Raw genomic sequence first — 23,199 nt, 5'->3', positions numbered from 1 at the left:
TCCAGAAATATTGCGCTTGACTTTATCTAACGTCAATAGATTGTTGGGCGGGGAGAGATTTAATGATGGCATTTGATTTCAGCAGCAAAAACGTGCTGGTCACGGGAGGAACCCAGGGCATCGGCCTCGGCATTGCCTCCGCCTTTGCCGCGAGCGGCGCCCATGTAATCATCAGCGGTACGCGCAAAGCGCCAGGCGACTATCCGGACGACCTTTCGCTCTTCACTTATATTCAGGCCCGGATGGACGAGCCGGCAGACCGCGCGCGGCTTGCCGAAGCCGCGGGGCCGATCGACATTCTCGTTAACAATGCCGGCCAGTCGCATCCTGACGAATATTCGACGGAAGGTTATGGGCTGGTAATCGAGGTGAACCTCAACGCCGCGGCCGAGCTTTGCTATCTCTTCCACCCGGTCTTGCGCGAACGCGGGGGAACCATCGTCAATGTCGGATCCTGCGCAAGCTTCATCGCCATCGGCTATGCGCCCGCCTACACCGCGAGCAAGGCGGGCCTGATGGGCTTTACCCGCGCTGTCGCCGACCAATGGGCACGCGACGGGATCAGGGTCAATCTGGTGGCGCCGGGGTTCATCGAAACGCGAATGACCGCGGGGGTCCGCGCCGACGAACGAAAAGCCGGCAACACGCTGCGCACGATCCCGGTGCGGCGCTTCGGCACTCCCGCCGAGGTAGCCGCCGCGGCGCTGTTCCTCGCCTCGCCGCAGGCGTCCTACATCACCGGCCAGAGTATTGTTGTCGACGGCGGCCTGATGCTGCGATGAGGGTTCGAAACCTTCTCCTTTTAGGCTAGCCCTATATGTGATCCGCTGCCATGTGCAGCGCAAGCAAGAGGATCTCCCATTGGCCCGACCGTTAAAACCTCTCATTTCGCGCGCTGGAGCGGCCGAAGCCGCCCTCGAGGTGATCGACGAGCATGGGCTTGAAGAACTGAGCCTGGGGCTGGTCGCGCGCAAGCTCGGCGTCAGGCCGCCGTCGCTTTATCATCATTTCAAGGACAAGTCGGAGCTGCTTCAGGAAGTGGCGCGGATCATGCTCGTCCGCCTGCCCGCGATGAAGATGACGGGGAGCACCTATGAAGAGCGGATCATTACGCTCTGCGTTTCGACCCGCCGACAGCTGCTTCGGCACCCGAATGCCGCGATCCTCATCCTGCGATATTTTCCCAAGCATATTCTCCTCGCCGCCTATGATCGCGCGGCGGCCGAAGAGCCCTTTCCTACCAATTATCAGATGGTCGTCATCGAGGCGATCGAGCGCCTGACTTATGGCACGGCGCTTTTCGAAGCAGCGGCGCGCGCGCGCGGCCTCCCCGCCATGCCCGCGGTCGATCCCGAAAAATATCCCAGTCTCGCAAAGGCGATCGCCGACAACCCGCTCGATGACGAGGAATTGTTCATAGAGTCGATCCGCATCTTCCTGATCGGGGTGCGCGAGCGGATCCGGACGAGCTCGCTCGGGCAGCCGCTTCCGCCCGAGCGAAGCAGATTGCCCGTCTAGGGGCGGACATTGCCGAAGATCGCCGAACTGACGGTGGGTGCCCCCGGGCCGCCCGCGAGCAGGCATGTCTCGGCACCGGGAACCGGGTTCGCGGACTCGCCGCGCAATTGCTTCACCGTCTCGATCGCGGTGCCGATGCCGTGAACGAAACCCTGCGCGAAATTGCCGCCGCCTGTGTTGATCGGAAGCTTGCCACCGGGCGCGATCAGATTGTCGAACTGCACGACGTCGGCCACATTTTCGAAGGTACAGAAACCATGGTCGATCAGCGATGCGACCCCCTGCGCACTGAAATTCTCGTAGAGCTGGATGACGTCGATGTCTTCGGGCGACAAGCCCGTGTCGGCATAGAGGCGCCGCGCGATCGGGCGGAAGCCCGCGGTCGCGTATAGCGTCTCATCGTCATTCTCGAGGAGGTCTCCCCAGCCCTTTTCGGTGCCGTTGGCGCAGCCGAGAAGATAGACCGGGGGTTTTTGCAGGTCGCGGGCGCGCTCGGCGGACACCATCAGGAAGGCGCCGGCCCCGTCATTCTCGCGGCTGCAGTCGAACAGACGGAAGGGCTCGGCGATCCAGCGCGAGGTCCGGAACGCCTCGACGTCAAGATCGCGCCCATAGGCCACCGCTTCGGGATTGCGCGCGCCATGATAATAGGAAGCGCGCACCAGCTCCTCCGCAACCGCGCGCGGCACGCCATGATGCTCATACATGCGGTTGGCGCGAACCGCGCACATCTGCGCCGGGGCGACGAGCCCTGCCGCGAGCATATGGTCGTTGAGATGGTGTGCCATGACCGCTGCAGACAGACGGCCGCTCGATCCTTCGACGAGTGCGCGGAAAATGACCACCGCGCTCGCCTGACCTGACACGATCGCAGCCGCCGCGAGGCCGAACGCGCCGGCGATGCCTCCGCCACCGCCGCCCCAGACGAGGCTCGACCATTTGAGTTCGCGCGTGCCCAACGTCGACATGAGCCGCACGGGCTCATTCTTGTCGTCGCCATAAGAGACGAAGCCGTCGACATCGGCAGGATCGAAGCCCGCATCGGCGCAGGCGGTCAGAATGGCTTCGGCGAGGACGCCCTGCTCGGGCATCGGCGAGGTGCCGCGTCGATATTGGCGAAGCCCGATGCCGGCGATCGCGGTCGTGCCAAAAAGCGGATGCATCAGCTGCGACTCCAGAGGATGGTGGGAATGTCGCGCTCGCCGGCGCGGGTCGCGCCGATCCGGCCGGAAATCGGTTCGCCGATGACCGGATCGACTTGATCGGGATCATCGAGCCGCCCGAGCAGGCGGATACCGCAGTCGTCGACCGTCGCCACGATCGACACGAAGGGAAGATCGAGATGCTCGGTAAGCCCGAAGCGGTGCCAGGTCCGCGTCCAGGAAAAGATGCGGCCGTTCGGGGCGCGCTCGATCCAGTGAATCGCGTCGCTGCCGCAATGGCCGCATCGGCTCACGGCGGGCCATATCCACGTCTCACAGGCGGTGCAGCGAGGAAGAAGCAGCCGGCCTTCGGCGAGCCCGCTCCAGTAAGGAGCGTCCGCCCCGTCGACATTGCTCATTTCAGCTCGCCTCCGCCCATTCGAGCGGCAGCGATTCGAGCGCCATCACAGTGCCTATTCGGAAGGCGTGCCGTTCGCCCGGCGTCGCCTGGAACGAGGGAATGCGCTTGATCCACTCCTCGGTGAGGATGCGCAACTCGGCGCGTCCGAGCACATGGCCGACACACAGATGCGGTCCCGAGGAGAAGGTCAAATGGGCGGTCTTCTTGCGATCGAGGTCGAAGATGTTCGGCTGGTCGAACTTCGCGGGATCGCGGCTGCCGAGGCAAAGGATATTCAGGACCATCGCACCTTCGCGAAACTGCGCCTCGCCGATCTGCTTGTCCTTGACGACGAGCCGCGGCGTGTTGACGACGCCGTAAAGCCGCACGGCCTCATCGGCGAAGGCCGGGATCAGCGACGGGTCTGCGGCGAGACGCGCCTGCACGTCGGGCATTTGGGCGAGCTGCTGGAATGCGAAGCCGGTCACATTGGTGACCGTGTCCATGCCGCCGAGAAAGAGAACAAAGCTCATCGCCAATATCTCATCGTCGCTCATCGTCTTCCCGTCGATATCGACATGGACGAAGTGCGACATGAGCTTGTCGTCTGGCGCGGCCCGCTTCGCTTCGATCAGTGCCTTCAGTTCGCCCAGAATGAGCCCGCTCAGCCGGCTAATCTCGGCGCCGTCGCCCTGCGCCGAGAAGAAATTCTCGGCGAGATGTCGGAAATCCTGGAGCCGAGCGAGGTCCATTCCCATCAATTCCATGAAAACGGTGACGGGAAACACTTTGGACACATCGGCTTGGAAATCGCACTGGCCGTTTGCGGCGACCGCATCGACAAAGCCGGCGGCCCATTCGCGGATGCGGGGTTCGAGCGCCTTGATCGCGTTCGGCCCGAACATCGGCATCATTGCCCGACGATAGGGCAGGTTGTCGGGCGGATCGAGGCTGAGGGGAATGAAGAAGGGTGGATTTTCGACGCGTGGGATCTGCATTTCGCGGACCGAGAAATGCTCGGGATCGAGCACGATCTGGCTGATTCCATCGAAACTTTTGACGATCCAGTGACCGCCGTTCAGCCGCGTCCAGAAGATATCGGGCGCGTCTTCGAGCGCCGCTGCATAGGTTCCCTGGACATCCTCGCCTATGCGCGGATCGCCATAGATGTCGAAGTCGAAAACGAGATGCGCCGGAATATAGTCGGGTACGGGGAGAGCGGCTGCGCTCATTTCGTGGCTCCTTGCGTCCCTATCGGACGCGTTTCAGGGTTTCGTGGGCAGCGGCGTAGCGCTCGCGCACGGCGGGTTTCGACAATTTGCCGGTGGCGAGCCGCGGCAGCGGCTCGGGTGAAAACGCGACGTATCGCGGGACCTTGTAGTTCGACAGGTTGGCGTTGCAGTGCTCGATCAGCGCCGCCACATCGATCTCGATCGAACCATGATAGACGACTAGGGGCGTTTCGCCGAACTTGGGATCGGGGGCCGCGATCGCCAGCGCCTCGATCACGCCGGGAAATTCGCAGACCACCCTCTCGACTTCGGCCGCGGAAATGTTTAGCCCGCCCGAGATGATGAGATCCTTCATGCGGTCGACGAAGGTCAGGAGGCCGTGCTCGTCGAGTGTCCCAATGTCCCCCGAATAGAGCCATCCGCCACGGATCGCCTTGGCCGTTTCCTCGGGGTTGCGCCAATATCCCTGCATCATTCCGGGCGAGCGCATCAATATCTCGCCGGGCTCGCCAGGATCGCAATCGCTGCCGTCGGGCCGGACGACCCTGAGTTCCATGAAGATGCCGCCCCAGCCGCATTTCTCAGGCTCGGCGAGCGCCAGATGCTCGGGCATCATCGTACCGTTTCCGCCGATTTCGGTTTGCCCGTAGATCTGGCGGATGGTGATGCCCTTGGCCTTGTAGGCGTCGAGCAATTGCTTGCTGACGCGCGATCCCCCGGCGGTCGCGAGGCGGATCGAAGACAGATCGGCCTCGGCAAAACGGGGACAGCGCGCGATCGCTTCGAAAAAGGTCGGCACGGCACCGAAGCAGGTGATTTTTTCGTCCTGCAGCAGTTGCAGCATCGCCTCGGGGACGAAGGCGGGTTCCATGAACACGGTGCAGCCCTGCACCGTATAATGGATAAGCTGGACGAAACCCGCAGAGGTGTTGAGCGGCGCTAGGCTGATTACCCGGGCTCCGGCCGAGGAGGCGGTATCTTCGAGTGCCCAGCTCGCAGCATAACCGGTCATCGACCGGTTGGTGAACACCACGCCCTTGGGTTTTGCGGTGGAGCCGCTGGTTGCGATGATCACAACTGGCGCATCGGGATCGGGATCGTGCGCGACCGCCGCGTTGTCGCCAAAGCGCAGCGCGTCGATCTCGGACATTGCGCGCGGCGTCAGGCCGGCCGCGACAAGATTGGCCTCGAATTCGCTCGCGGCGAAAGCGAAGCTCGGCTCGGTGGTCTCGCACAGTTCGCGTATTTCGCGCGGCGTAAAGCGAAAATTGACCGGGCTGACGATCCCGCCCGCGCCGATGATCCCCATGATCAACGCGCAATAGGCGAGACTGTTGGTCGAGCAGATCGCCACACGGTCGCCGGGCCGCAGCCCGTCGGCCTCGATCATCGCGCTCACCCGGTCGGCCCAGTCCTTATACTCGCGATAGGTCAGCCGGTCGCCCGCCAGCGCCACGGCGGGCTGGTCGGGCCGCATCCGCGCCCACCATGCAATTGCGCCGGGCAATGTCTGCGCCATTCATCCCTCTCCACCCGGTCGGTCGCCGGCTTTGTCGTTACAGAAGCGCTTCGAGCGCCTCATAATATTTGACGATATTGGTCTCGAGCCCGCAATAGATGGTCTCGCTCGGTACGCCGGCATTGAGCCCCGCTTGGCTGATTTCCGCGGCGCGGAAGTCCTCGCCGCCGAAGACCGACAGGATCAGCTCGTAGGAGCGTGCGAACACCTCTTCGGCCTTGGGCGTCGACGCAGCCTCGGGCGTTAGCATGAAATATTCGACGATCGTGCGGTCGGTATCGCGCGGCATAAGAAGCATGACGCTCGTATAATATTGGCTGGTGACGATCACGCAGTTAGGGAAGGCCGTATAGGCGTGAGTGACGAGCTTGTGGACGTTCGTCGAGGGATCCTCGTCGAGCATTTCGGGGACATAACCGATGCGCCCCGAGACCTGCCGGATATTGGGTCCGAACATGTCGACGATATTGGGGGCGTCCTGGAACTTGTCGCCGATCGACGCGGCATGGAGCCGCTGGACATGATAGCCTTCGAGAAAAGGCTCGAGCACGACTTTCCAGTTCGCCTTGAGGTCAAAGGTCTTGCGGCCATAGACATGCGCCGCCGGGATACCGATCGCCTCGAAATCGCCGGCGATCTGCGGCGACAGCTGCGACCAGTCGGCGGGCACGTCCCGGTTGAGCTGGACATAGACGATGCCGCCCCACTCGCGTGCTTCGAGTTCGGCGAGGCCGCGCTTGCTCTTGTCGAAATCCTGAAAGGCCTCGCTGCGCGACACGCCGATCAGCTTGCCGTCGATGCCATAGGTCCAGGCGTGATAGGGACAGGTCACGCGGCCCTGTTTGTGGACCGCGCAATCCTCGAGAAGTTTCGATCCCTTGTGCTGGCACGCGTTGACGAAGGCCTTGATCGTGCCGTCGCGGGTTCGCGAGACGAGCAAGGGCACGCCATAGCCGTCGCATGCCACGATGCTGCCGGGCTCGAGCAGCGCCGACACGGTGACCGGCACGGGAAAGCGGCGGAAGATCTTCAGCTGTTCAAGGTCGTAATGATCGCGGCTCGTGAAGATCGCATTGGGCCGAGTCGCGCCAAAGGGTTCGACGACAGCGTCCTTCTCGGCGGGAATCTTGCGAATCGCCTCATTCTGGCTGACGGTCAGATCGCCGAGCGTCGTGACCTTGCGTGCGGGCCGTTCGACCTCTGCAACCTGGTTCATGGGACTGATCCTCTCCTGATCAACGCCTCGACCCTATTCGAGGCTTTACCTAATGACAATAGTTTTTTATGGGTGGCGGACGGGACCTCGAAAAGGCGGCTCGCTTGAAGGGATAAGAGGATGCGCTTCGATTATATCATCTGCGGTGCGGGCGCTGCTGGCTGCGTGCTGGCGTATCGATTGTCCGAGAATCCCGCGGTCCAGGTTGCCCTGATCGAAGCCGGGCCGCGCGACCGGCATCCGTTCATTTCGATGCCCAAGGGGCTCGCGAAAGTGATGAAGGATCCCAAGCACCTGTGGGTTCATATGAGCGAACCCGAAGACGCGACAGAAGGCCGGTCCGAGGCGTGGGTGCGCGGCCGGGTGCTCGGCGGATCGTCCTCGGTGAACGGCATGATGTATGTCCGCGGCCAGCCGGCCGATTTCGATGCGATCGCCGAAAAGTCGAGCGACGACTGGAGCTGGACGCATATCGGCGCCGCGTATCGCGAACTGGAGAATCATGAGCTCGGCGCCGATGCGACGCGCGGCGACAAAGGTCCGCTCAAGATATCGATGCCGACGCAGCGTCTGCCGATTTCCGACGCGCAGATCGCGGCGGGTGAGGCGCTGGGCTGGACGCGGAAGGCCGACGTCAACGCCCCCGACGACGAGGTTGCGATCGGCTATGCCCCGCGCACCATCTTCAAAGGGAAGCGCCAGAGCGCGGCCGAGGCCTTTCTGCGGCCCGCCGAGAAGCGCTCCAATCTCACCATATTGACCGACCGTACGGTCGACCGCGTCCTGTTCGAAGGCACGCGCGCGGTCGGGGTCGAGCTTGTCCACCATGGCGCGCGCGAACGCATCGAAGCCGCGCAGGAAGTCATATTGTGCGGCGGAGCCATGGCCTCTCCGGGAATCCTCGAGCGCTCGGGCGTGGGCGATTCGAGCCGCCTGGCCGCGCTCGGCATCCCGCTCATCCACCATAATCCGCAGGTCGGCGAAGGGCTCATTGAGCATCGCGGCATCATCATGCAGTGGAAGCTGACCAAGGCGGCGATGTCGCAGAACCGCGTCTTCGGCGGCTGGCGGCTGTTGCTTGCGACCTTGCGCTATTATCTCACCGGCGACGGCCCGATGGCCGCCGCTGCCTATGAGATTGGCGGCTGGTTCAAGACGCGCCCCGGGCTTAACCGGCCCGACGCGCAGATGCTGATCGCGCCGTTCAGCTTCAATTTCGAAAAGCAGCGCGCCGAGCTTGAAAAACATCCGGGGATCAACGCCGTCATTTATCCGCTTCGCCCGACCTCGCGCGGCAGCATCCATATCGCGACGCGCGATCCAGATATCGCGGCAAGCTTCAGACCCAATTACCGCTCGACCGAGGAAGACCGCGCCGCGATGGTCGGAGCGGTGCGGGTGATGCGCGACTATGCAAAGCAAGCGCCGCTCGCCGGGCTAATCGCCGGCGAGACGATGCCGGGCCCGGCCTTCGCCACCGATGCCGAGATCCTCACCGCCTATGACCGCTTCGGCACCTGCGGCTATCATGCAGTGGGGAGCTGCCGCATGGGCGCCGACGACGCCTCGGTGGTCGACCCGGCGCTTCGCGTGAGAGGGACCGACCGGCTGCGCGTGATCGACACGTCGATCATGCCGGTCATCCCCTCGGGCAATACCAATGGACCGACGATGGCTATGGCCTGGCGCGCCGCCGATATCATTCTGCGCGACGCGCGGGCAGCGGGGACCGTGTAAATGGAAAATGCAGTCGCCTTGAAGGATGCGCTCGGCGCGCGGTTCGACCGGCTTAAAGCCGGCGAGGATGGCTGGCGGGAGCTAGCCGACGCGGGGGTGCTCGGGCTGCCTTTTGCCGAGGCGCATGGCGGGCTCGGCCTTGCGGCGCGCGAAGGTTTCGCGGTGCTCGAACTGCTTGGCGAGCGCGCGATCGCGCTTCCCTATCTCGAATCGGTGCTGCTTGCCGGAACCCTGCTCGATCGGGCGGGCGGCGACCATGCAGCGAGCTGGCTGCCGCGCGTCGCGGTGGGCGAGGCGCGCCTCGCCTTTGCCTGGCTCGACGACGCCGATCCGGCACGCGCCGAGCGCGAGGCCACCGGCTGGCGCCTCGGCGGCGGCAAATTGCTCGTGATCGGGGCGGCCGAAGCGGACGTCTTGATCCTGATCGCGCAATCCGACGAAGGGCGCGCCGCATTTCTCGTGCCGCACGACGCGGTCGCTATGAAGGCCTATCCGACGATCGACGGCCGGCGGGCCGCCGACATATTGCTCGACCATGTATCGCTGCCCGCCTCGGCGCGGCTCGCATTGACGCCCAACGACATCGCACAGATTTTCGATGTCGGCGCGGCAGCAGTTGCCGCCGAGGCCGCCGCGATCATGGCGCGGCTCGTCACCGACACACGCGACTATTGCCGCGACCGTGAGCAGTTCGGCCAGAAGGTTTCCGATTTCCAGGTTGTGCAGCACCGGCTCGTCGACATGAACATCGAGGCGCGCCGTGCTGCCGCGGCGGCAACGCTCGCCGTCGATGCTCTTGAGCTCGCACCCGGCCCGCGCGCCAAGGCCGTCAGCGCGGCCAAGGTCGCGGTGGCGGACGCCGCCCGCTTTGTGGGGCAGAATGCTGTGCAGTTACACGGCGGCATGGGGATGACCGACGCGCTGCCGATATCGGCGCTGTTCAAGCGGCTGACGGTGATCGAGAGCGAGTTCGGCGGCCGCGACGAGCATCTCGCCCGCTACATGGCGCTCGCCTAAAGTCCGAGCTCGGCCTTTGCCAAGATGTTGCGCTGGATCTCGTTAGTCCCGGCATAGATGCTGCTCGCGCGCTCGTTCAAATAGTGCAATGGCGCGATGGCCTGCCAAATCTCGCCGCTGCAATAATCGTCGGCGAGATAGCCGGGGATCGGTCCGCCCGGCATCGCGACACCTGGTTGATAGGCGCGCGCGAGCGGACCCGCGGCCTCGAGCGCGAGTTCGGTTACGCGCTGCTGCAATTCGGTTCCGAGGATCTTCATCATCGAGGCGTCGGTTCCCGCCGGCTCCCCAGCCGACAGGCGCGAGAGGATGTCGCTCTCGAGCTGCGCGAGAATATCGCAGCGGATGCGCGCCTCGGCGATGCGGGCTTCGAGCTGCATCCGTCCGGCGGCGGGGGGCAGATCGGCGAGCTGCCCGGCCAGTTCGTCAAGTGCGACTTCGATCTTGGGTGCGTACGCGCTGCCGCCGCGTTCGAACTCGAGTAGATATTTGGCGACCGTCCAGCCATCGTCAATCTCGCCGAGAACATTGGCGACGGGCACACGGACGTCGTCGAAGAAAATCTCATTCTGAATATGTTCGCCCGACGCCATGACGATCGGGCGAACGGTCACCCCGGGCGACGCCATATCGATGAGCAGGAAAGTGATGCCCTGCTGCTTGCGCGCGCCAGTCGAGGTCCGGACCAGGCAGAAAACCCAATTGGCGACATTCGCATGTGTCACCCAGATCTTACTCCCGTTGACGACGAGCATATCGCCTTCGCGCACCGCTTTTGTCTGCAGCGCGGCGAGGTCCGACCCGGCGCCCGGCTCGGAATAGCCTTGGCACCAGAAATGCTCGCCCGAGAGCATGCGCGGAAGATAATAGGCTTTCTGCTCGGCCGTCCCGAAGCCGATGATCGCAGGGCCCGCCATCTGGATCCCCATCGGCGAGACAGGCGGCGCGCCGGTGCGTACGCGCTCGCTCGCGAAGATATGATGCTGCACCACGCTCCAGTCGCAGCCGCCATATTCGACGGGCCAGCCCGGCGCGACCCAGCCTTTGGCATGCAGTTTCGCATGCCACGCCATTTGCGCCGCATGATCGGCGTAGACGCTGGTCATCAGCTTGCCGGCACGGCGGAGTTCGGGTGTCAGCGCCGTCTCGAAGAAGGCGCGAACTTCGATGCGAAATGCCTCGTCGATTGGCTCAAGCTGCGCCATTAGTGCCGCCCTTGGGAATGAAGATCGATTTGGACCGGGTAAATTCGAGGAGACCGGGTAGGCCATTTTCCTGTCCGAAGCCCGACTGTTTCGCCCCGGCGAGCGGCGTGAAGGGTGTCGACTGCAAATTCTGGTTGATCCAGACCGTCCCGGTATCGAGCCGGTGCGCGATCGCGGTCGCCGCCTCGACATCGGCCGACCATACGGCGCCCGCGAGCCCATAATCGCTGTCGTTCGCACGCGCGACGACATCGTCGACATCGGTGAATTTGAGCAGCGGCAGCACCGGCCCAAAGGCCTCTTCCACCACGACGCGGCTGTCCTCGGGCGGATTGTCGACGAGCGTCAGCGGCACGAAATAGCCGCGGTCGGGCACCGCGCTGCCTTCGAGCAGGGTCAACCCGGCCGCGCGCGCATCGTCGAGCAGCGCTAGGACGCGGCGATATTGGGGTTCGTTCTGGATCGGGCCGTAGCGATTGCCCTGCTCCGCTCCGTCGCCGACGGGCAGGCTCTTCGCGAGCTCGTGGAGGCGATCGCGCAGCCGGTCGTAAATATCGGCGTGGATATATAGCCGCTTGGTCGCCACACAGACCTGCGCCGTATTGTTGAACGCGCCCTCGAACAATTGCGCCGCCACGGCATCGATATCGACGTCGGGCAGCACGATCGCAGCATCGTTGCCGCCAAGTTCGAGCGTGATGCGCTTCAGATCCTTCGCCGCCGTTTCCATCACCCGGCGGCCAGTCGCGGTCGAGCCGGTGAAGCTGATTTTTGCGAAACCCGGATGCGCGGTCATCAGCGGGCCGAGCGCATCGCCGCCGCTGATGATGTTGAGCACGCCGGGCGGGAAGGCATCGCGGACGATTTCGCCGATGCGCAGCGTGCAGAGCGGCGTGAAGGGCGACGGCTTCAGCACCAGCGTGTTGCCTGCCATCAGCGCCGGGGCGATCTTCCACGAGGCGAGGAGAACCGGGAAATTCCACGGGACGATCCCGCACACCACCCCAAGCGGGACATGATGAACTTCGATCCGGCGGCTGTCGCTGTCCTCGGTGACGTCAACCGGGATATCGAGCATCGTCGTCGCCTTCATCCACATCGCGGCGCCCTGGATCTCGGCCATCGCACCGGGAAGCGGGCGCCCCTGTTCGCGCACGAACAGCGCTGCCAGTTCGTCGGCATGCGACTCGATAAGTTCGGCGGCGCGGACAAGGCACGCCTTGCGCTCGGCGATCGCCAAGTCGCGCCACGCCGGAAAGGCTCGCGTCGCGGCGGCGACCGCGGCATTGAGATCAGCGGCGGAAGCGTCGGGCGCCTTGGCAAATATCTCGCCGGTGGCGGGGTTGCGCACGTCGATCGTCGCGGCGGCGGAGGCGGCGCGTCCATCGATCGTCATTGCAAAATTTTCGTTCATTCGACCTCTCACCCATGAATGTCCGCTATTCCGCGGCTCGATTGGCTTCCCGACTTTACAAACTAATGTCATTAGATAATTGTGCAACCCGAAAAGCCGATTGTGGGAGATGAAGGATGTCAAAGGGCGAAACCGAAGGCGGATGCAATTGCGGGGCGCTACGCTATCGCCTCGCTGGCAAGCCGCTCGCCGTCGCGGTGTGCCATTGCGCCAATTGCCGCCGCCAGTCGGGAAGCGCCTTTTCGGTCAACGTCGTGGTCCGGGCCGACGCCATGAGCCTGACCGGCGAGCTTGCGACCTATGAGGATCTTGATACCGAGAGCGGCTCGCCGGTGCTGCGCCAGTTCTGCGCCACTTGCGGATCGCCGATCCGGTCGCTTTCGGCGGCGTCGCCGAAAATCGCGATCGTCAAGGCGGGCACGGCGGACGACCCGGGCCAGTTCGTTCCGGCGCTGCATGTCTGGACCGAATCGGCGCTTCCGTGGGTCGATATCCCTCCGGGACTGCCGCAATTCCCGCGAAACGCATCCTAGCTTCGGCGGCGGCGAAGCAGTTTACCTATACTTTCAGTCTAATTTGTATCATGTTTGAGCCGAATTCGTCTCACAGCGATGCAAGGAGAGGCTCGTGACACGCAATCCGGAGACCGGTCGCGACGGTAATCACGCCACATTTTGCCGAATTTGCGAGGCCCATTGCGGCCTCGTCGCGCGGGTCAAGGACGGACGCATCGAGTCGATTGCGCCCGACAAGGACAATCCGCTCTCGCAAGGACATGCCTGCGTCAAAGGCGTGAACATGCACCGCGTGACGCACGATCCCGATCGCGTGCCAGGTCCGCTTAAGCGCTCCGGCGCTCCGGGCGAATTCATTGAAGTGAGTTGGGATGAGGCGCTCGACGACATTTCGCGCCGGATTGCCGAGATTCAGTCGGTGGGCGATGACGGGGCGATCGCATCTTATTTCGGAAATCCGACCGCTTTTTCGAGCGACTGCGTGATGACCTTTCTCGACTTCATGCGCGGTTTGGGAAGCTACAAGTCCTATGGCGCAGGATCGCAGGACACGAACGCGCGGATGGTGGCGACGAATATCCTGCACGGCGCCCCCTTCCCGGTCACATTCCCTGACTTCGCGCATTGCGAATTTCTCATCATCATGGGCGCCAATCCTCTTGTGTCGAATGGCTGGCTCATGTGCACTCCGCGCATCCGTCACGATCTGGACGGCGTCGCGGCCAAAGGACGCGTCATCGTGGTCGATCCGCGGCGCACCGAGACCGCCGCGCGCTACGAGCATATGCCGATCGAGGCCGACAGCGACGTCTGGCTTCTCCTCGCGATGCTCAAGGCGATGGCGGAGGATGGGCTTCTCGACGAGGCGGAAATCTCGAAAATTTCGAGCGGCTGGCCCGATCTTCTGGCCGCAGTAGCGCGGATCGATCTCGAGACCGCAGCGGCGCGGACCGGGATTGCGACCGAGGCGATCCGCCAGCTTGCCGCGGACTTCGCCCGCGCGCGCCGGGCAACGGTATATGGGGGACTCGGACTGTGCCGCGGCCGTTACGGGATGCTTGGCGCCTTTCTCCTCGGCGTCATGAACGCCGTCACGCTTCGCTACGGTGCGCCGGGGGGCACACGGTTCGGCCAGCAGATGCTCGCGTCGACGGCCAAGCCTTTCAGCGGGAGCTATGGCGCACCGTTCAGCCGGATCGGCAACCTTCCCTCGATCGGTGGAAAGATGCCATTCGCCGTCCTGCCCGGCGACATATTGGAGCCCGGCGAGGGCCGTGTCCGCGCCCTGTTCATGTCCTCGGGCAACCCGATCCTGTCGGCGCCCGGTGGCGCGATACTCGAGCAGGCCCTGGCGTCCCTCGACCTGTTCATATCGTTCGATTTCTACCGCAACGAGACGAACTCCTTCGCCGATTATATCCTTCCGACCACCACTTTTCTCGAGCGCGGCGACTGGCCTTTCGTCGCGTTTGGCGAGCTTCAGTCGCCATTCCTCCAATATAGCGAAGCCGTGGTTCATCCCCAGGGCGAAGCCCGCGACGAATATTGGATCTATTGCGAAATCGCGCGTCGCCTCGGCATGGCGGCGCCGACGGCCTCGGCGGAGAAGATCGCGCTGGCCGAAGCCGGAAATCTGCCGTCACCGCGCGACCAGATCGACGCAATGCTGCGCGAAGGGCCGGTGGGCGACCGGTTCGGCGAACGCGAAGACGGCTGGTCGCGCGAGCGGTTGCTCGACTTTCCGCATGGCGTGATGGTCGACGATCTGCCCGACGACGCGCATGAATGGCGCCTCCGGATCAGTCACGACGAGGGCCTGCTTCGGCTCTGGGACCCGCTGATCGGCGAGGAAATCGCGCGGCTTGTGGCCGAAACCTCAGCCCCCCGGGACGCCGCGACGCTGCGCCTTATCGGCCGGCGCGATATCCGTTCGATGAACTCGTGGATGCATAATGTCGATAAGCTGGTCCGCTCGCAGCGACCCGTCCTGCTCGTTCATCCCGCCGATGCGGAGGCCCGCTCGATCATGACGGGCGATATCGTCCGCGTGCGATCGCCGAACGGAGCGGTCGCGTTCGAGGCCGAGGTTTCCCCGGACATCGTGCGCGGCACGATCTGCTACCCGCATGGTTGGGGCCATGGCGCAGGGTGGGACCGTGCGAACCACACCGCGGGCGAGAATATGAACATCCTGCTCGGCGTTGGGCCCGAATGGACGGAACGCTCGACAGGCATGACGCTGATCGACTGTCTCGATGTCGAACTCAGTCTCGCCCCTTCCACCATGCACTGATGGCTGGCCGATCGTGCGCGGCGCAAGTCCGCTTGACAAGGCGCGGCGCTACCCTGATACAAATCACATAAAATGTATGAAAATAGGCACTCGCATTGCGCGCCGCTCGGGCGGCGCAAGCGAGACTGGGAACGGGAATGAATATGATCAGGGATGCCGGCGCCTCGGTCGTATTCGCAGCCTGCGTCGGGCTCGGTCTGGGCACGCTCTACGTCTATAGCCTCGGCGTCTTGATCGCGCCGATCCAGCAGGAATATGGCTGGTCGCGTGCTGCGATCTCCTCGGGCCTCACGATTGTCAGCGTCACGACCGTTATCGGGTCACCCTTCGTCGGACGGCTCATCGACCGGCTCGGCGCGCGGCGGATCGCGCTCACTGGAGTGTTTCTCTATTCGGTCGCGATGCTTGCCTTGCCGCTCGCCGGTCCGACCATCTGGACCTGGTGGCTTGGCTGGCTTTTCGTGGCGTCGGGCTCGATCCTGATCAAGCCGACCGTATGGTCGGCGGCCGTCGTCAGTCGGTTCGAGCGGCATCGCGGCATTGCCCTCGCCTTTGCGCTTTGCGGCAGCGGCATCGCATCAATGATCGGCCCTCCCATCCTGAACTGGCTGACGGGACTTCACGGTTGGCGAAGCGCCTATCTGGCGATTGGAGGACTTGGACTTTTCGTTATCCTGCCGTTGGTATGGCTTTTGTTCTTCGACGCGAGCGACTTGCGACGTACGCGCAACGAGATCGCCATCGACCCGAGCCTGCGGCCGGGGCTCTCCGCCGCAGATGGGTTTCGCTCGCGTGCGTTCATCCATCTCGCGACGGCAGGGTTCCTGGCGACCGCTGCTGGGACCGGAATGCTCGTCCATTTTGTGCCGATCGTGACCGGTGGCGGTCTCGATCGCGCGTCGGCAGCGGCGGCGGCTGGGGCTTTTGGCGTTGCCGCGCTCATTGCGCGGTTCGTAACGGGCGTGGCGCTCGATCACATCGATGGGCGCATCATCGGTCTGCTGGCGTTCAGCATTCCGGTGTTCGCGCCCATCATACTGCTAGGATACGATGGTTCAGTGCTATGGGCAGCGACCGCTGCGGCGCTGCTCGGACTGGCGATCGGCGCTGAGATCGATGTGCTTGCCTATCTGTCGGCGCGCTATTTCGGGCTAAAAAATTACGGTCTTCTCTGGGGTACGGTTGTCGGTTTGATTGCCTTGGGTTCCGGGACCGGACCATTGGTTGCTGGCCTGATCTACGATAGTAGCGGTAACTATCAGCTACTCTTCCACCTCGCCATACCGGCATTGCTCGTTTGTGCGTCGCTACTCCTATTGCTCGGCCGGGCTCCCGACTTCGGTGCCGGCGAGACTTCGGCACACGGCTGATCGGCAATCCGCAGTTTAGTCAGTCGCGTCGCCGACCAGAAGTTGCGGATAGGAGTGGAGCAGGAGCCGACGCATCCCATCGGTCCAGCGCACGCTGCATGGACCGGTGATCGCAATGCGTCGGGCGGGATCGAGATGGCCGTAGGGATAGGGGTAAGGGTCGCGGACCGCAAAGAGTGGTTCGATTCCGGTAAGCCGCGCAAACTCGCGCGCCATGGCTTCGACGCTGACCGGCTCGTCGCCACCGCAGTTGACGATCGTGGCAGGAACAGACGCCGCAGCGAGCATCGGTTCGATGAAGGCGATGACATCGTCGTTATGGATCGGCGAGCGCAATTTTTCGCCATCGTGAGCAACCACAATCGGTTGCCCCGATACCAGTGGATCGAGCGCGAACATCTTGGGAATGCCGCCCGAGCCATGCTCGCCATATTGGCAGGTCAGCCGCGCGATCGTCGTGGGGACGCCATAGATGCGGCACAAGGCGCGCACCACGCCTTCGGCAGCGAGCTTGCTCGCGGTATAGTTGATGCTTGCGGGCCCCGGACCCAGATCATCGTCCTCGCCATAGCCGCGGGCCGGCGGGTCGGGATGATAGACACCCATGGTCGAATAGGCGAGGAAGCCGGCGGCGCCGCGGTAGCGGGCCATGAGAAGACCCGTGCCCTCGGCATTTTGCACCATCGCATGGCCGGCTTCGCCGCCAGCGCTGCCCTCGCCGGTCCAAACGCCCGCGTGGAGCACATAGTCTGCCGCCTCGGGCGCCCCGGAAAAATCGCCGCTCGCATAGTCGCAGCGCACCGTGTGCACACCGCGAGCCTTCCAATAGGATTCCGACTCCGGCGCCGAATAGCGTGCCAGCCCGAACAGCTCATTGTCCGCCGCGAGCGCCTCGGCGATAGCGCTGCCGAGTCGCCCGGTGAGTCCCGTCAGGACGATACGCTTGCCCCGAATCATGCCGTCGCGGCGGGAACGGTCGTCACGCGCACCAGCATATAATCCAGCATGCCGATCGAGCCATTCTCGACGCCGATGCCCGACTCCTTATGACCGGCCAGCGGCTGGGTCGGTCCGCCGCCCCCGGCCTGATTCACCCAGACCGTCCCGCTTTCCAGCCGCGCGGCAATCTTGCGGGCCGCTTCCACGTCGCGCGACCAGACCGAGGCTCCGAGGCCGAAGCGGGTGCCGTTGGCGCGGGCAATCACATCCTCGACGTCGGTAAAGCGCATCACCGGAAGGATCGGCCCGAAAGCTTCTTCCTGGACGACGGGTGCCTGTTCGGGCGGGTCTTCGACGAGGGTGACGGGAAAGAAATATCCGTTGGCGTTGCCGCCGGCAGCGCCCTCGACAAGCGTGAGCCCCGCAGCGCGGGCACCATCGGCGAGCGCCTTCACCCGGTCGAATTGCGCCTTGTTCTGGATCGGCCCGAGACGCGCCTCGGGGTCCGTCCAGCTCCCCATTGGTATCTCGCGGGCCAGTTTCGTCAAGGCCGCGAACAGGCCGTCGAAAATATCCGCATGGGCATAGACGCGCTTGGTCGCCACGCACACTTGGCCCGAGTTGCGAAACGCGCCCCAGAAAATCTGTTCGGCGGCGGCGGCGATATCGGCATCGGCAAGGATGATCGCAGGGTCATTGCCGCCCAGCTCGAGCGTCACGCGTTTCAGACGGTCTGCGGCGGCGCGCATGATTTTCTTGCCGACGGCGGTCGATCCGGTGAAGGAAATCTTGTCGATCCCCTCATGCTCGACAAGCATGGGACCGAGCGCATCGCCCCCGCTCAATATGTTCAGCACGCCGGGCGGGAAGTGGCCGCGGAGCAATTCGCCGAGGTACAGCGCCGAGAATGGCGTCGTCGGCGCGGGCTTCAACAGCAGCGCATTGCCCGCGGTCAGGGCGGGGACGATTTTCATGATCGCCGTCAGCAGCGGATAGTTCCAGGGAATGATCCCCGCGACGATACCGACCGGCACGCGCTGGATGGTAACGATGCCTCCGCGCCCATCTTCCATGCTTTCCTCGGGCAGGACGAAATCCGCCGCCGCCGCGGCCCATGCCGCCGCGCCGCGCACTTCGCCCTCGGCGAGCCAGCGGGGTTTGCCCTGCTCCTGGCCGAGCAGGTCCATGAAGGTCTCGGCGTGTGCGAGGATCAAAGGCGCGATGGCCGCGACCTTCGCCTTGCGCTCGCCGAAGGGAACAGCGGCCCACAGGCGGGCGCCTGCGCGGGCGGCGGTAACGGCCTCGTCAAGCTGTTCGACCGAGCAGCAAGGCGCCTGCGCGAAAACCGCGCCGGTCGACGGATCGACGATATCGAGCGCGGCCCCCTTCCCATCGACGCCGCGTCCGGCGATCGTCAGTTGCAGGGCGGCGGCGCGTGTTTCGATGCACGTCATCGATCAGGCCGCGCGAACTTCCGCAGGGGCGGCGTCCCAGCGAAGCGGAAGACTGTCGAGCGCCATCACCAGTCCGGCGCGGCTGCCCGGATTGCGATCATCGGCGACGCGGAATTCGGGCATGCGGCTGAACCATTGCTCGTAGAAGATCCGCAATTCGGTGCGGGCGAGCGCATGGCCGAGGCAAAGATGGGGTCCGGTCGAAAATGTCAGATGGCTTCGCGCTTCGCGGTCGAGATCGAAGCGGAGCGGATCGTCATTGTGGCGGTCGTCGCGGCCGGCGAGACTGAGGATGCTCAGCACCATGTCGCCTTTGCGGAAGCGCGCGCCGGCGAGATCGATATCTTCCACCACGAGGCGCGGCGTATTGACGACGCCGAACATGCGGATGACTTCCTCGGCAAAGGCTCCGGCGTCGGCTGGATTGCCGCGCAGCCGTTCCTGCAAGGCGGGGTCGCGCGCGACATGGCGGCAGCCGAAGGTCATGACATTGGTCACCGTGTCCAGTCCGGCCAGGAAGAGCAGTTGCACCATCGACATCAATTCACTGTCGGTGAGGCGGCGGCCGTCCTTGAGCTCGGCAGCGATGAGCTGGCTTAGAAGATCCTCGCGCGGCTCGCGTTGGCGCTCGGCAATGCACAAGCCCAGCTCGCTGGTGATGTCCGCCATCGAAGCACGCATTTCCTCGGGCGAGGAAACGGCGAAATGCTCTTCGGCAAGGCGGCGGAAAATACTATGCTTCTCCATCGGCAGCCCCATCAGCCGCATAAACACCCCGACTGGATAATGGGCGGCAATGTCTTCGAGGAAGTCGCATTCGCCGTTGTCCGCAACCCGGTCGATAAGCTCGTCCGCAAAGGCTTTCAGATCGGGCTCCATCTCGCGAACCGATTTGGCGGCGAAGATGGGCTGGAGCAGCTGCCGGAAGGGAATATTCTCCGGCGGATCGAGCGACAGCGGGATGAATACCGGCGGGTTGGGATTGTAAGGGATATTCATCTGCTGGGTCGAGAAATGCTCGGGGCTGCGGACGATCTCGGAAATGACGTCATGCCGCGTCGCGACCCAATGGCCACCGTTGCGCGGCGTGTAGAAGACGTCGGGCACGCGGCGCTGCAACGCCGAATAGGCGAGGTGGACGTCCTCGAGCAGTCCCGCATCGCGGTAGATATCGAAATCGACGACAAGCGCCGGATCGACATGCGGCGGCACCGCGCTAACCAGGGTTTCCATATGCTCTCTCCATGAGTTGCTGCCGCCGGGTCAATCTGCCCAGAGCGGGCGGGTAACAGCGGGGTCGACCTCTTCGCGGAAAATCCATTTGACGAGGCGCCGGGTCGGCTCGAGCCCGTCCTGCGGGCCGCCGAAACCGGTCATCGTCGCCCCGGCGAAACCCAGCGAAACGAGTCGCTGCCCGCCCGCGATCGCCACCTTGTCGGCGATCTGCGGCGCGAGCGTTTCGGGATAGATGCCGACCGTCTGGGTGTAGCTGTCGATCCTCGGATAAATTTCGTCGAGACTGTCGACCGGCACGAGATTGGCGACGCGGTTGATCAGCGTTGGCGCAAAATCGACGGGCTCGGGGAGTTTCGAGACAATGATGGCGCCTTCGCCGTCGTTTCCGCCGACCACTTCATAAAAATCGTCGAGCATTGACGCTGCATCGATCGCTTTCTTCAGCTCGCGGTCGATGCCGAGCTTGGGCTTAGTGCTGAGCCGTTCGGGAAGCACCATCATCCGGTCGTAGACGCGCTTTGCGAGATTCGAGACGCGCGCGATCCCCGCTTCGTCGGTTCCCGATTGGACATATACGACGCGCGCGCTGGCGCAGACTTCCTGGTTGTGCGCGCCGACATCGGCGGCAATGCGCTGCGCGGCGTCATCGATCGTCGCTTCCTCGGCGAATGTCTCCTGTCCGACGATGCTGATGCTGCGCTTCGGGTCGAGCGTGACGAGCTCGAGACCGGGCTGAAGATATTGCGACACATGCTTGACCGAAGCGAAGCCGCCCCAGGCGACGATCTTGTCGATATTATGCGGCTGGTACAGCTGGCTTTCGAAGGATTCGTCGCCGCCGCGCCAATAGGCGACGCTGAGGTGGCGCGTGATCGGATGATCGGGGGCCATGTCTATCATCGTTCGGGCGATCGCGATGCCCGTGAAGGGATCGTTCGAGGGTGCCTTGATGATGGCGTCGCTACGCGCGACGGCATTGCGAATGACGGTGACTGCCGAAAGCACGGGGCTGTTGCCGGCGACGACATGGATCGAACGCGCCCCGAATGCGCGGACAAACCGCTTCGCCCCGGACTCGGCCGTTCGCGTATGGACCCAGCCCTCGAGAAAGGGGCGTCCGATCTGGTCGATCGTGTCTTCGAGCGCGTCACGCGTGAAAAGCGAGGGCAGTCGCTCATATTGGTTGCGCACCAGCGGCGGCGTCGTGGGCGCGGTCTGCATGCTGAGCTCGATCGATGCCTGAAGATGCTCGTTGCGCGAGAGCGTCAGCGCATCGCCCAGCGCGCGCAGATATTCGACGATGTCATCGACGGGAATGGCCTGCAGGTCGGCGAGGCGCTGGGGATTGCCCATCGGCAGCCGGCGGAGCAGCGACATCGGATCGGGCGCCGCAAATTGAAGGTCGCCGTTGCGACCGCCGAACGGCACGAGGCCGGAGGCAACGACCTCGCCGCGAATGATCGCCGGCGCGAGCGGCAGGGTTTCGGTATACAGGACGGAGGCCATATCGAATTCACTTTCTCATTGCTGCCGGCGCTTCACACCGCGGTCGATTGCATCCCGACGAGGAATTCCATCGCTTCTTCATGCGCGTCATAGGAGGCCGCGCAGCTAATCTTGTCGTCGCCGCCGCGCTGCTCGCTGAACCGCCCGATCCGCGACGCCAGATAGGGACCCGTCCGGCCGCAAGCGCAGGGCTTGTCCCAAGTCATGGTGACCTCGTCTCCGGTGATGAAACCGCCCCAATGGATATCCGGAAGCAGGTCGAAAAAGGCCATGCGTCCGGTGGTCGTTCCTGTCCGCGGGAGCGGCTTGCTCGTATCGGGGTCGAGGACGAACGGAATGACCCAGGGAGCGATATGATAATGGCCATGCTCGCAGTCGAGATTGCTGCTGCTGAGCTCGGTCATGCTGTAGTTCATCTGGACGTTCCGCACCCCCGCAAAGTCGCAGAGCCGCGCGCGCCAGTCGTCGGGAAGCACCATCCCCTTGGCGCCGCCACCGGTGGAGACGCAGCTATCGGGGGCGAAGACCTGGCGCATCCCGTCCGCGAGCCCCTTTTCGGCGAGCGGCACCAGATAGCTCGGCGCCGCGGTCATGAAGATGCGTTTATCGGACAGATCGCGGCTGACGTCGGCCAGAAAGGCGTGCATGCGCGCCGTGCGATCGGCCTGGCTCGTTTCGAACTGCTCGAGCCGCGAAAGGAGCGCCTCCGGCACTTCGATCCGGTCGAGTTCGCCCCTTGCCTTCGCGGCGCGCAACCGGCCCGCCAGGTAGAGAATGTCTGCGCTCATCTTGCCCGGAAGCGCGACATGCATGAAGGCTTCGTCGCCCTTGGCGATATATTTGAAATAGGCGTCGTTGACGCGAAAATGCGCCGAGCCCCCGGCGCGGTAGCTCGGGATGATGACATGCGCTTTCGGGCTGGGATCAGCAGGCCGCGGCTCGCCGAAGGTCTGAAAGCGCAGCGGATATTGCTTGCCGAAGGAATCGACCTCGCGCTTGCCCTTTGGAAATAGCGAGACGGTGCCGCTCGTACCGGAGCTGTGGTGAACGACGAGCGGCGATTGTGCATCCATGACGTCGAGCCAGCTGTCGATGCTGTCGCAGCCCGATACGTCGATGTCCCCGAGCTTGAGTGTGGTAAGCTTCTCGAGCCATCCGTTTATCAAGCGGAACTGGCTCTTTGCGAGAAGCGAGGCCGGATAGCTTTTATAAACGGTGTGTTCGAACAGCAGAGGGACGAGATCGTCGAAATCCTCCACTGTATCGACCCCTTCGGCATCGGCGAGTTTCTTCAGATAGGGGATTGCATCGCGGTGCTGCGCAAAGCGCGCCTTCATTCCAGCAAGCTGGAAGGCTTGGCGATCGGCATCGGGCATCGACCACAAGCGCGTCGCCGACCAGTCGAAATATTCGACCGGATCGGTCATGAAATCAGCGAGAGTATCGGGAGAGGCAGTCATCTGGATCCTTTCAAGGCGCGACGGCA

General features: G+C 63.8%; 19 protein-coding genes. 7 read left to right on the top strand and 12 right to left on the bottom strand.

Annotated elements, in window-relative coordinates:
* Window positions 1-62 precede the first annotated feature (62 nt).
* Together ACO055_RS15155 and ACO055_RS15150 are read left to right on the top strand one after the other, a co-directional pair.
* Window positions 63-782, top strand: coding sequence for an SDR family NAD(P)-dependent oxidoreductase (locus tag ACO055_RS15155; RefSeq protein WP_422059669.1), 720 nt, complete (start codon window positions 63-65; stop codon window positions 780-782).
* Window positions 783-921: 139 nt separating this feature from the next.
* A complete protein-coding gene (locus tag ACO055_RS15150) occupies window positions 922-1,518 on the top strand; it encodes a TetR/AcrR family transcriptional regulator (protein ID WP_422059668.1) in 597 nt (198 codons plus the stop codon).
* Here the strand turns inward: ACO055_RS15150 and ACO055_RS15145 are convergent.
* The 5 genes from ACO055_RS15145 to ACO055_RS15125 are packed head-to-tail and all read right to left on the bottom strand — an operon-like array spanning window position 1,515 to window position 7,027.
* Complete coding sequence (locus tag ACO055_RS15145; RefSeq protein WP_422059667.1) at window positions 1,515-2,681, bottom strand: thiolase C-terminal domain-containing protein; 1,167 nt, start codon at window positions 2,679-2,681, stop codon at window positions 1,515-1,517. The two genes, ACO055_RS15150 and ACO055_RS15145, sit on opposite strands and share 4 nt — an antisense overlap.
* Window positions 2,681-3,079 (bottom strand): Zn-ribbon domain-containing OB-fold protein, encoded by a 399-nt coding sequence (locus ACO055_RS15140; protein ID WP_422059666.1) that lies wholly within the window; start codon window positions 3,077-3,079, stop codon window positions 2,681-2,683. The genes ACO055_RS15145 and ACO055_RS15140 overlap by 1 nt, the downstream gene beginning before the upstream one ends.
* A gap of 1 nt (window position 3,080) precedes the next feature.
* Entirely contained in the window at window positions 3,081-4,292 is a 1,212-nt protein-coding gene (locus ACO055_RS15135; protein ID WP_422059665.1) for a cytochrome P450, read from the bottom strand.
* Between the two features lie 19 nt (window positions 4,293-4,311).
* Window positions 4,312-5,811, bottom strand: a complete 1,500-nt coding sequence (locus ACO055_RS15130) for a class I adenylate-forming enzyme family protein (RefSeq protein ID WP_422059664.1) — start codon at window positions 5,809-5,811, stop codon at window positions 4,312-4,314.
* Between the two features lie 37 nt (window positions 5,812-5,848).
* Window positions 5,849-7,027, bottom strand: a complete 1,179-nt coding sequence (locus tag ACO055_RS15125; RefSeq protein ID WP_422059663.1) for an aromatic ring-hydroxylating oxygenase subunit alpha — start codon at window positions 7,025-7,027, stop codon at window positions 5,849-5,851.
* Between the two features lie 120 nt (window positions 7,028-7,147).
* Between ACO055_RS15125 and ACO055_RS15120 the strand changes: the two genes are divergently transcribed.
* Together ACO055_RS15120 and ACO055_RS15115 are read left to right on the top strand one after the other, a co-directional pair.
* Window positions 7,148-8,764: a GMC family oxidoreductase gene (locus ACO055_RS15120; protein ID WP_422059662.1), complete on the top strand. Its 1,617-nt coding sequence runs from the start codon at window positions 7,148-7,150 to the stop codon at window positions 8,762-8,764.
* Window positions 8,765-9,781, top strand: a complete 1,017-nt coding sequence (locus ACO055_RS15115) for an acyl-CoA dehydrogenase family protein (protein WP_422059661.1) — start codon at window positions 8,765-8,767, stop codon at window positions 9,779-9,781. It abuts the gene before it with no gap.
* On the opposite strand, the gene ACO055_RS15110 is transcribed toward ACO055_RS15115, so the two are convergent.
* The gene (locus tag ACO055_RS15110) at window positions 9,778-10,986 is read right to left on the bottom strand and encodes an acyl-CoA dehydrogenase family protein (RefSeq protein ID WP_422059660.1); all 1,209 of its coding nucleotides are present in this window, start codon (window positions 10,984-10,986) and stop codon (window positions 9,778-9,780) included. The genes ACO055_RS15115 and ACO055_RS15110 overlap by 4 nt on opposite strands.
* Entirely contained in the window at window positions 10,973-12,400 is a 1,428-nt protein-coding gene (locus tag ACO055_RS15105; protein WP_422059659.1) for an aldehyde dehydrogenase family protein, read from the bottom strand. The genes ACO055_RS15110 and ACO055_RS15105 overlap by 14 nt, the downstream gene beginning before the upstream one ends.
* A gap of 116 nt (window positions 12,401-12,516) precedes the next feature.
* Between ACO055_RS15105 and ACO055_RS15100 the strand changes: the two genes are divergently transcribed.
* The 3 genes from ACO055_RS15100 to ACO055_RS15090 all read left to right on the top strand — a co-directional run bounded on the left by ACO055_RS15100 (window position 12,517) and on the right by ACO055_RS15090 (window position 16,578).
* On the top strand, window positions 12,517-12,933 hold the full coding sequence (locus tag ACO055_RS15100; RefSeq protein ID WP_422059658.1) for a GFA family protein: 417 nt from the start codon (window positions 12,517-12,519) through the stop codon (window positions 12,931-12,933).
* Window positions 12,934-13,027: 94 nt separating this feature from the next.
* Window positions 13,028-15,208 (top strand): molybdopterin-containing oxidoreductase family protein, encoded by a 2,181-nt coding sequence (locus tag ACO055_RS15095; protein ID WP_422059657.1) that lies wholly within the window; start codon window positions 13,028-13,030, stop codon window positions 15,206-15,208.
* Between the two features lie 230 nt (window positions 15,209-15,438).
* Window positions 15,439-16,578 (top strand): MFS transporter, encoded by a 1,140-nt coding sequence (locus tag ACO055_RS15090; RefSeq protein ID WP_422059656.1) that lies wholly within the window; start codon window positions 15,439-15,441, stop codon window positions 16,576-16,578.
* Between the two features lie 15 nt (window positions 16,579-16,593).
* Here the strand turns inward: ACO055_RS15090 and ACO055_RS15085 are convergent, their stop codons facing one another.
* From ACO055_RS15085 to ACO055_RS15065, 5 genes are read right to left on the bottom strand one after another with little or no spacing between them, the layout of a single operon-like run.
* A complete protein-coding gene (locus tag ACO055_RS15085; RefSeq protein ID WP_422059655.1) occupies window positions 16,594-17,535 on the bottom strand; it encodes an NAD-dependent epimerase/dehydratase family protein in 942 nt (313 codons plus the stop codon).
* Window positions 17,532-18,971, bottom strand: a complete 1,440-nt coding sequence (locus ACO055_RS15080; protein ID WP_422059654.1) for an aldehyde dehydrogenase family protein — start codon at window positions 18,969-18,971, stop codon at window positions 17,532-17,534. The genes ACO055_RS15085 and ACO055_RS15080 overlap by 4 nt, the downstream gene beginning before the upstream one ends.
* 3 nt (window positions 18,972-18,974) lie before the next feature.
* Window positions 18,975-20,204, bottom strand: a complete 1,230-nt coding sequence (locus tag ACO055_RS15075; RefSeq protein WP_422059653.1) for a cytochrome P450 — start codon at window positions 20,202-20,204, stop codon at window positions 18,975-18,977.
* A gap of 30 nt (window positions 20,205-20,234) precedes the next feature.
* Window positions 20,235-21,713, bottom strand: coding sequence for an acyl-CoA reductase (locus ACO055_RS15070; protein ID WP_422059652.1), 1,479 nt, complete (start codon window positions 21,711-21,713; stop codon window positions 20,235-20,237).
* Between the two features lie 32 nt (window positions 21,714-21,745).
* Complete coding sequence (locus ACO055_RS15065) at window positions 21,746-23,173, bottom strand: hypothetical protein (protein WP_422059651.1); 1,428 nt, start codon at window positions 23,171-23,173, stop codon at window positions 21,746-21,748.
* Window positions 23,174-23,199 lie beyond the last annotated feature (26 nt).

Source organism: Sphingopyxis sp. (assembly GCF_965227415.1).
GTDB lineage: Bacteria > Pseudomonadota > Alphaproteobacteria > Sphingomonadales > Sphingomonadaceae > Sphingopyxis.
Note: the sequence above shows the minus strand (reverse complement) of the source record. Positions and strands in the feature narration are given on the sequence as shown.

Coding starts and splice junctions, on each gene's coding strand:
- ACO055_RS15155 (WP_422059669.1), top strand. CDS start 63: ATGATGGCATTTGATTTCAGCAGCAAAAACGTGCTGGTCACGGGAGGA.
- ACO055_RS15145 (WP_422059667.1), bottom strand. CDS start 2,681: ATGCATCCGCTTTTTGGCACGACCGCGATCGCCGGCATCGGGCTTCGC.
- ACO055_RS15140 (WP_422059666.1), bottom strand. CDS start 3,079: ATGAGCAATGTCGACGGGGCGGACGCTCCTTACTGGAGCGGGCTCGCC.
- ACO055_RS15135 (WP_422059665.1), bottom strand. CDS start 4,292: ATGAGCGCAGCCGCTCTCCCCGTACCCGACTATATTCCGGCGCATCTC.
- ACO055_RS15130 (WP_422059664.1), bottom strand. CDS start 5,811: ATGGCGCAGACATTGCCCGGCGCAATTGCATGGTGGGCGCGGATGCGG.
- ACO055_RS15125 (WP_422059663.1), bottom strand. CDS start 7,027: ATGAACCAGGTTGCAGAGGTCGAACGGCCCGCACGCAAGGTCACGACG.
- ACO055_RS15120 (WP_422059662.1), top strand. CDS start 7,148: ATGCGCTTCGATTATATCATCTGCGGTGCGGGCGCTGCTGGCTGCGTG.
- ACO055_RS15115 (WP_422059661.1), top strand. CDS start 8,765: ATGGAAAATGCAGTCGCCTTGAAGGATGCGCTCGGCGCGCGGTTCGAC.
- ACO055_RS15110 (WP_422059660.1), bottom strand. CDS start 10,986: ATGGCGCAGCTTGAGCCAATCGACGAGGCATTTCGCATCGAAGTTCGC.
- ACO055_RS15105 (WP_422059659.1), bottom strand. CDS start 12,400: ATGAACGAAAATTTTGCAATGACGATCGATGGACGCGCCGCCTCCGCC.
- ACO055_RS15100 (WP_422059658.1), top strand. CDS start 12,517: ATGTCAAAGGGCGAAACCGAAGGCGGATGCAATTGCGGGGCGCTACGC.
- ACO055_RS15085 (WP_422059655.1), bottom strand. CDS start 17,535: ATGATTCGGGGCAAGCGTATCGTCCTGACGGGACTCACCGGGCGACTC.
- ACO055_RS15080 (WP_422059654.1), bottom strand. CDS start 18,971: ATGACGTGCATCGAAACACGCGCCGCCGCCCTGCAACTGACGATCGCC.
- ACO055_RS15075 (WP_422059653.1), bottom strand. CDS start 20,204: ATGGAAACCCTGGTTAGCGCGGTGCCGCCGCATGTCGATCCGGCGCTT.
- ACO055_RS15070 (WP_422059652.1), bottom strand. CDS start 21,713: ATGGCCTCCGTCCTGTATACCGAAACCCTGCCGCTCGCGCCGGCGATC.
- ACO055_RS15065 (WP_422059651.1), bottom strand. CDS start 23,173: ATGACTGCCTCTCCCGATACTCTCGCTGATTTCATGACCGATCCGGTC.